Below are 7,629 nucleotides of genomic sequence, written 5' to 3' on the forward strand. Positions count from 1 at the left end.
GACATGGACATCACGCATCCGAAAATCGACGAGTACGTGAGGGGCCTCGCCGACCCGGCCGACGAGGTCCGCACGGAGATGGAGCGCCTCGCCGCGGCGCAGCGCTTCCCGATCATCGGGCCCGCCGTGGGACAGATGTGCCACGTTCTCGCCCGCTCGGTGGGCGCCCGACGCGTCTTCGAGTGCGGATCGGGGTTCGGCTACTCGACCTGGTGGTTCGCGCGCGCAGTGGGAGACGGCGGCGAGGTGACCCACACCGACGGCTCGCTCGGGAACTCGATGCAGGCCCGGGACTTCCTGAGGCGCGCCGGGCTCGCCGCGCGCGTGAAGTTCGAGGTTGGCGACGCGCGGGAGATCCTCGGCCGCGCGACGGGCGCCTTCGACGTCGTCTTCAACGACATCGACAAGGAGGGGTATCCCGACGTCCTCCCTCTCGTGCGCGAGAGGCTTCGCGTCGGCGGGCTCTTCATCTGCGACAACATGCTGTGGAGCGGGCGCGTCCTCGGCCCGGCCGAGGACCCCGACACGAAGGGGATCGTCGAGCTGACGCGGCGGCTCCGTGAGGCCGGGGACTTCGTCACGACGCTCGTGCCGATCCGGGACGGCGTCACCGTGAGCCTCAGGGTCTCCTGACCTCCAATTCACCCACGCGCCCGCTCGCGTAGCTCACGATCGCAAACCCGCGCGTCTGGTAGTCCCGAAGCCTCCCGTCGAACTCTGCGTCCTCGCGGCTCAGCACCGCGACGCGCTGCCCGAAGAAGGTCATCGACTCGAGCGTCACCGCGTGGCCCGTACTTGCCGAGGCGAGGCCGACGACGAGGACGTCGGGGGACGTGGTGCGATCGTGGATCTGAGACGACAGGGTGAAGAGGGGGTCCTCCTCCAGGCGCGTGAACGGGAGGATCCCGTCGACGAACCCCGCGACGACGACGATGATCGCGAAGGCCGCGGCGCCCGCCCGCGCCCACTTGCCGAGCGGAGCGCCGATCCTCGCGTGGATCGAGGCCACGAGGAGCAGAAGCGGAAGGATGAGCGCGATCTTGTGCTCGGTGTTCTCCGGATCCCACTGGCTGAGGAAGGCGCCCGCGATCGCGACGCACGCGAGGAGCAATCCGATGAAGAGATCGCCGACGAGGCGCCGACGGTGCCTCACCGCGTGCACGAGGAAGATCGCCGCGGGGATCGCGCCCCACACCCCGAAACGCCCGAGGACCGCCGCGCCCAGGCTCCGCGTCGCCGCGGAAAGGTTTCCGAGGCGATCGGGGGTCAGGTACGTCCCCGTCTTCCCTGAGTAGTTGAAGAAGTATGCGAAGGCGGCCGGCAGATCGATCGAGCGCGCCATCGCGATCCCCGAGATCGCCGCGACGAGCACGCCACCCACCCCCACCCCGAAGAGCAACCCGTGCCACACCCCCCGCCGCCGATCGCGCATCAAAAACGCGACGCCGACGGCCGGGACCAGGACGATGTTCGCGAGGTGCGTCAGGACCGCCAGCGCGCAGAGAAGGGAGATGGCGAGGAGATCGCGCCCTCCCTGCTCCGCGGGCGCCTTGACGAGGACGCGCCGGGCCGCGGCGTAGAGCGCGACGAGGACGAGCGTGTTGAGCGCGTAGACCTCAACCGACAGAAAGTTCTCGAGGCACGCCTGGCTGAACGCGAGGACGAGCGTCGCCCACATCGCCGCCGACGCGCCCGCGATCGATCGGACGAGCCGCGCGAAGATCGCGATCGCGCCGAGGGCGAGAAGGATGTTCACGAGGCGGAGGACGTACAGCGACGCCTCCGGCGTCCCGGGGCGGACCACGGCGAGGATCGCCGACGTCAGGAGGTGCCAGAGGAGGTGCGCGGGGACCGCCTCGTCGCGCAGCAGGACGCCCGGATCGTGGACCGACATGAAGCCGAGAAGGTTGTAGTGGAGCCCGTCGGCGTTGAAGCGGCTCGAGGGGAAGACGAGGTAGACGGCGGCGACCGCGAGGACGACGAGGTACGGCTTCGTCTGCCATACTCCCCCGCTCGTCGACCCGGGGGCCTTCCGATGCGACTCGTCGCCGCGCTCCACGATCTCTCCCTCGCGTTCCTCACCGGCGGACTCGCCGGCGTCTTCGTCGCGGTCGACATGCTCTTCGATCGCGCGCCGAGCCGCGAGATCGCGGGGCAGGTCGGCGTCGCCATCTTCGGCAGGATCGGACCCTCGTCCCTCGCGCTCGCCGCCATTCTACTCGGCGCGAGGATCGCCCTTCACGGAGCCGAGCGGCCGGGCGGCGCCCGGCGCGTCTCCCTCGTCCTCGCGCTGGTCATCGCCGCCTCGTGCGCCGCCGCGGCCCTCTACCTCACCCCCCGCATGAGCGCGATCTGGATCGCCGGCGCGCATGCGGGCGACGGCGCCGGCCTCACCGGCGACGACCGGAGCCGGTTCCTCGCGATGCACATCGCGAGCAACCTCGCCTACCTCGCGGCCATGATCTCGGGGGCCGCGATGCTGGCTCTTCGCGCCTTCGATCGGCGCTGAATGCCGGCGGCCGCGAAACGATCCGCGCGGCGCGGCGTAGGTTAAGATGCGCCCACTCTGACCGGAGGTGACGAACCGATGCGAACCGCCCTGCGTGTCCTCAGCCTGACCCTCGCTCTCCTCGCGCTCGCTTCCCCCGCCCGCGCCGTCCCAATCGGCGACGAAATGTTCAAAGGGATGAAGTGGCGCCTCGTGGGCCCGCACCGCGGAGGGCGCGTCATCGCGGTGGCCGGCGTCCCCGGCGAGCCCGACACCTATTACTTCGGCGGCGTCGCCGGCGGCGTGTGGCGCACCGTCGACGGCGGGCAGAACTGGACTCCCCTCACCGACCGCGAGCCCTTCTCGAACATCGGGGCGATCGCGGTCGCCGACTCGAACCCGAACGTCCTGTACGTCGGCACGGGAGAGGGATGCATCCGCGGCAACGTCACGTACGGAGACGGCGTCTACAGATCGATCGACGGCGGCCGCACGTGGAAGAACGTGGGGCTGAGGGACACGCGCCAGATCGGGAACATCATCGTCGATCCCCGAGACCCCGACGTGGCGTACGTCGCGGCCCTCGGCCACGCCTTCGCCCCGAACGCGGAGCGCGGCGTCTTCAAGACGACGGACGGCGGGAAGAGCTGGCAGAAGATCCTCTTCAAGGACGACCGCACCGGCGCGATCGACGTCGTCTTCGACCCCACGAACCCGAGCACCCTCTTCGCCGCGATGTGGGAGGTGGTGAGAAACCCCTACAGCCTCTCGAGCGGCGGGCCGGGGAGCGGCCTGTACCGATCCGTCGACGCGGGGGCGACGTGGACGCGCCTCGACGGGCACGGCCTCCCGAAGGGGATCCTCGGCCGGATCGGCGTGTCGGTGTCGGGCGGCGACTCCTCCCGCGTCTATGCGCTGATCGAGGCGGAGGCGGGGGGGCTCTACCGCTCCGACGACGGCGGCGACTCGTGGGCGCGCGTCAACGAGGACGGCCGCTTCCGCCAGCGCGCCTGGTACTTCACCCACGTCTTCGCCGATCCGAGGAACCCCGAGGCGGTCTACATCCTGAACACCGGCCTCTTCCGCTCGATCGACGGCGGCAAGACCTTCTCGCTCCTCCCCGCCCCCCACGGCGATCACCACGGCCTCTGGATCGACCCGAAGAATCCCGATCGCCTCATCAACGGGAACGACGGCGGCGCGACCATCTCGATCGACGGCGGGAAGAGCTGGACGACGCAGGAGAACCAGCCGACGGCGCAGTTCTACCACGTGATCGCCGACAACGAGTTCCCCTACCATCTCTACGGCGCGCAGCAGGACAACTCCACCGTGGCGATCGCGAGCGCGAGCGACGACGGCTCGATCGGGCGCGAGGACTGGTACCCGATCGGCGCGGGCGAGAGCGGCTACCTCGCGCCGGATCCGCGTGACGCCGACGTCGTCTACGGCGGCACGGAGGGGGGCGACGTCACGCGCTTCGATCGGAGGACGCGGAACGCGCAGGTCGTCTCCCCCGTCCCGATCGATCGCTCGGGGCACGGCGCCGAGGACTTCGATCACCGCTTCCAGTGGACGTTTCCCGTCCTCCTCTCGCCGCACGATCCCGACACGCTCTACGCCGCGGGCGAGGTCCTCTTCAAGAGCACCGATCGCGGCATGAGCTGGTCGGCGATCTCCCCCGACCTGACGCGGAACGACAGGGGCCGCCAGAAGCCCTCGGGGGGCCCGCTCACGTTGGACATCACGAGCGTCGAGTACTACGACACCCTCTTCGCCGTCGCCGAATCCCCGAAGCAGAAAGGGCTGATCTGGGCGGGAAGCGACGACGGGCTCGTCCACGTCACCGCCGACGGCGGGGTCCACTGGCTGGACGTCACGCCGAAGGATCTCCCGGAGTGGAGCCTGATCAGCGTCATCGAGGCGTCTCCGCACGACGCCGCGAAAGCGCTCGTCGCCGTCGATCGCCACAAGCTCGACGACATCCGGCCGTACATCTACCGGACGGGCGACACCGGGAAATCGTGGACGAAGATCACCGCCGGCATCCCCGACGGCGCGTACGTGAGGAGCGTCCGCGAGGACCCGGTCCGGAAGGGTCTTCTCTACGCGGGCACCGAGAGAGGCGTGTTCGTCTCGTTCGACGACGGCGCGGCGTGGCAGCCGCTCCAGCTCAACCTCCCCCTCTCGCCGGTCCACGACCTCGTCGTGAAGGGGGACGACCTCGCCGTCGCCACCCACGGGCGGGCGTTCTGGATCCTCGACGACATCACGCCGCTGCGACAGGTCGACGCCTCGACGACCGGGAACGACGCCGTGATCTTCAAGCCGGCGGACGCCGTGCGGCTCCACCTCCCCGACTTCTTCGACCGGCACCGGATCGCCGGGACGAACCCCCCAGGTGGCGCGGTCCTCGACTACTACCTCAAGCGCGACCCGGCGGGCGAGGTGACGCTCGAGATCCTCGACGCCGGCGGCGCCCTCGTCCGCCGCTTCTCAAGCAAGGAGGAGAAGAAGGAGGAGCAGCCCCCCGAGTGGCCCGACCTCGTCACGAAGGAGACGAAGCTCCCGGCCGCCGCCGGACTGAACCGCTTCGTCTGGGACCTGAGGTGCGCGGATCCGGTGCAGACGCCCGGAGCCTTCTACCAGGGGAATCCACCGCCGGGCCCCCTCGCGGTGCCGGGGACGTACACGGTGAAGCTCACGTCGGGCGGTGCGACGCAGACGACGCGACTCACCCTGAAACCCGATCCGAGGATCCGGGCCTCCGCCGACGATCTGAGGAAACAGTTCGACCTCGCCTCGAAGATCTCCGCCCGCATCACCGATCTGCATCGCGCGGTCAACCAGATCCGCGATCTGCGCGCGCAGATCCTGGTCCTGAAGCACCGGGCCGGGGAAGGCGCCTCGCCGCTCCTCGCGGCCGCGGCCGAGCTCGAGAAGCGGATGGCGCCGATTGAGGAGTCTCTGATCCAGGTGAAGCTCAGGTCGTCGGAGGGGACGCTCGCCTTCCCGACGATGCTGAACGAGCAGTTCTACTATCTGGCCAACGTCGTCGAGGCGGACGACGGCGCGCCGGCGCGCCCGATCTACGAGGCGTTCGACTCCCTCTCGAAGCGGCTCGACGGCGCGCTGGCGAAATGGAAAGATGTCGCCGCGCGCGACGTCCCGGCCCTCGCCGAGAGCGCGCGCCAGGCCAACCTCCCGTGGGTCGCGATACCGGGCAATTGAGGAGGCGCTCATGCCGGGGTCGTATCTCATCGACGCAGCGCGCGGCATCGTCTTCAGCAGGGGCTGGGGCGTGGTGGTGGACGACGAGCTCCTCGCGCACTCGAACGCTCTCGCGTCGGATCCCCGATTCCAGCCGTCGTGGAAGCAGGTCGCCGATTTTCGCGAGGTGACCGAGATCCGTCTGACGAGCCGCGGGGTCCACAGCAACGCAGAGACGAGTCCGTTCGCCCGCGACGCGCGCCGCGCGTTCGTGGTCGTCACCGACGAGGCCTTCGGCATCTCGCGGATGTTCTCCCTCTACGCCGACACGAGCCCCGACCAGTTCCGGATCTTCCGCGAGCTCCCGCAGGCGATGGCGTGGATCGGCCTCGATCCCGCCGAGCCGTGGCCGTCGGCCGAGCCCGATCGCATCTTCGGCGCGACGTGATGCCGGGCTCCTATATCATCGACGCGCCCCGCGGCATCGTCTTCAGCCGCGGTTGGGGGGTCCTCACGGACGTCGAGATCCTCGCGCACGCCCGCGCCCTCAGGGCCGATCCCAGGTTCGATCCGTCGCTGCGCCAGGTCGCCGACTTCCGGGGGCTGACGGAGATCCGGGTGACGAGCCGCGGCGTTCGCCTCACCGCCGAGATCAACCCGTTCCGGACGGACGCCCGACGGGCCTTCATCGCCCCGACCGACGAGGCCTTCGGCCTGCTCCGCATGTTCTCGCTCTACGCCGACGCCAGCCCCGCGCAGGTGCGCATCTTCCGTGAACTGGGCCCCGCCCTCGAGTGGATAGGCCTCGATCCCGCCGATCCGTGGCCGTCGGCCCCGCCGGACTACGTCACCGGCCCCGCGTGACGCGCGGCCGGCTCGTCGCGATGGTCCTGGCCGTCGCAGCGGGCAGCGCCATCGCGTGGGTCGACACCCGCCCGCACTGGGACGACACCGCAATCACGGCCGGCGCGGTTCTCATCGCTTCGGGGCTCGGCGCCCTGGCGATCTCCCCCTTCTGGCTGTCGGCGCTGCTCGTCGCGGGGCCGATGATCCTGGTCGAGCTGCCGCACGGGCTCGGGGTGCTGCTGGCGGTGCCGTTCGCGCTCGCGGGGGCCGGGGTGGGGGCGTTGGCGAGGCGCGCGATGCGACCCCGGCGACGGAGCACGAGATGAACGGCAGGCGCATGCACTTATTCCTCGCACCGTCGGTCGTCACCAAGTCACTGGCCGCCGTCGTCGCGCTGGTCGCCGGACTCGGGATTGCGTGGCTGTGGCTGCACCCCGATCGGATCGATGCGCGCGTCACCCTGACGCTTGTGGTGGCCATCCCCGCCCTTGCCGCGCTTGTCGGGCTCCCTTCATGGCTCGTGATTGCACTCGTCGCGGGCCCGCGTATCGTCGTCGCGTCTCCGCTCGATGCGACGGCCCTCGGTCCACTCCCATTCGCGCTCTCAGGTTTCCTTGCCGGCGCAGTCCTTCGAGTCCTCGTCCGGCGTCACGAAGAACCCGATGCAATCGCGGCCTACGACGCCCTCGGGCGAAAGCTCCTATCAAGGGGCGTCTACACTATCGTTTTTACGCCCGCAGCCGTGATCGCCGTTTTCTGGCTCGTACCCACCGCACTCCCGTCACTAGCGCCTACGATTAACAAGTGGGCCACACTTCCATGGGGGCTCGTCACAGCTGTCTATATCGGCTGGGCTCTCGGCATTGGAACCGGGCTTGTGACCGTTGGCGCGCTCGTGACATGTATCCAATTTCGAAACCCTCGACGATCGCCATAGTCAGTGGTCATAGGGTAGTCCTTAAGCCCTGACACCGACGTATTCGAGCCCGAAGCGCATGCGTCCCGTCACGCGATCTCGCTTCGGATGGGCGCGTGCGGCGTTGTTCAACAGGAACTCGACAGCGTCGTCGATGATTGAGTGCAGA

Annotated in this window: 8 protein-coding genes; 7 read left to right on the forward strand and 1 reads right to left on the reverse strand. The window is 69.4% G+C overall.

Annotated elements, in window-relative coordinates; translation table 11 throughout:
- Window positions 1–3 precede the first annotated feature (3 nt).
- Window positions 4–633: an O-methyltransferase gene (locus tag HY049_10450; GenBank protein MBI3449320.1), complete on the forward strand. Its 630-nt coding sequence runs from the start codon at window positions 4–6 to the stop codon at window positions 631–633.
- Here HY049_10450 and HY049_10455 read toward each other — a convergent pair.
- Complete coding sequence (locus tag HY049_10455; GenBank protein ID MBI3449321.1) at window positions 620–2,059, reverse strand: DUF2723 domain-containing protein; 1,440 nt, start codon at window positions 2,057–2,059, stop codon at window positions 620–622. The two genes, HY049_10450 and HY049_10455, sit on opposite strands and share 14 nt — an antisense overlap.
- Between HY049_10455 and HY049_10460 the strand changes: the two genes are divergently transcribed.
- The 6 genes from HY049_10460 to HY049_10485 all read left to right on the forward strand — a co-directional run bounded on the left by HY049_10460 (window position 2,036) and on the right by HY049_10485 (window position 7,481).
- Complete coding sequence (locus HY049_10460) at window positions 2,036–2,509, forward strand: DUF4149 domain-containing protein (protein ID MBI3449322.1); 474 nt, start codon at window positions 2,036–2,038, stop codon at window positions 2,507–2,509. The two genes, HY049_10455 and HY049_10460, sit on opposite strands and share 24 nt — an antisense overlap.
- 165 nt (window positions 2,510–2,674) lie before the next feature.
- A complete protein-coding gene (locus HY049_10465; protein MBI3449323.1) occupies window positions 2,675–5,719 on the forward strand; it encodes a glycosyl hydrolase in 3,045 nt (1,014 codons plus the stop codon).
- Window positions 5,720–5,729: 10 nt separating this feature from the next.
- Window positions 5,730–6,146 (forward strand): hypothetical protein, encoded by a 417-nt coding sequence (locus HY049_10470; protein MBI3449324.1) that lies wholly within the window; start codon window positions 5,730–5,732, stop codon window positions 6,144–6,146.
- Window positions 6,146–6,562, forward strand: coding sequence for a hypothetical protein (locus HY049_10475; GenBank protein MBI3449325.1), 417 nt, complete (start codon window positions 6,146–6,148; stop codon window positions 6,560–6,562). Before HY049_10470 ends, HY049_10475 begins: the two co-directional genes overlap by 1 nt.
- A complete protein-coding gene (locus tag HY049_10480) occupies window positions 6,559–6,870 on the forward strand; it encodes a hypothetical protein (GenBank protein MBI3449326.1) in 312 nt (103 codons plus the stop codon). The genes HY049_10475 and HY049_10480 overlap by 4 nt, the downstream gene beginning before the upstream one ends.
- Window positions 6,867–7,481, forward strand: a complete 615-nt coding sequence (locus HY049_10485) for a hypothetical protein (protein ID MBI3449327.1) — start codon at window positions 6,867–6,869, stop codon at window positions 7,479–7,481. Before HY049_10480 ends, HY049_10485 begins: the two co-directional genes overlap by 4 nt.
- Window positions 7,482–7,629 lie beyond the last annotated feature (148 nt).

The sequence above is a fragment of the Acidobacteriota bacterium genome (assembly GCA_016195325.1).
Lineage (GTDB): Bacteria > Acidobacteriota > Polarisedimenticolia > JACPZX01 > JACPZX01 > JACPZX01.

What these genes read in the sequence shown, in the direction of transcription:
- HY049_10465 (MBI3449323.1), top strand. Translation starts at nt 2,675, where the DNA reads ATGTTCAAAGGGATGAAGTGGCGCCTCGTGGGCCCGCACCGCGGAGGG.
- HY049_10470 (MBI3449324.1), top strand. Translation starts at nt 5,730, where the DNA reads ATGCCGGGGTCGTATCTCATCGACGCAGCGCGCGGCATCGTCTTCAGC.
- HY049_10450 (MBI3449320.1), top strand. Translation starts at nt 4, where the DNA reads ATGGACATCACGCATCCGAAAATCGACGAGTACGTGAGGGGCCTCGCC.
- HY049_10485 (MBI3449327.1), top strand. Translation starts at nt 6,867, where the DNA reads ATGAACGGCAGGCGCATGCACTTATTCCTCGCACCGTCGGTCGTCACC.
- HY049_10475 (MBI3449325.1), top strand. Translation starts at nt 6,146, where the DNA reads ATGCCGGGCTCCTATATCATCGACGCGCCCCGCGGCATCGTCTTCAGC.
- HY049_10460 (MBI3449322.1), top strand. Translation starts at nt 2,036, where the DNA reads ATGCGACTCGTCGCCGCGCTCCACGATCTCTCCCTCGCGTTCCTCACC.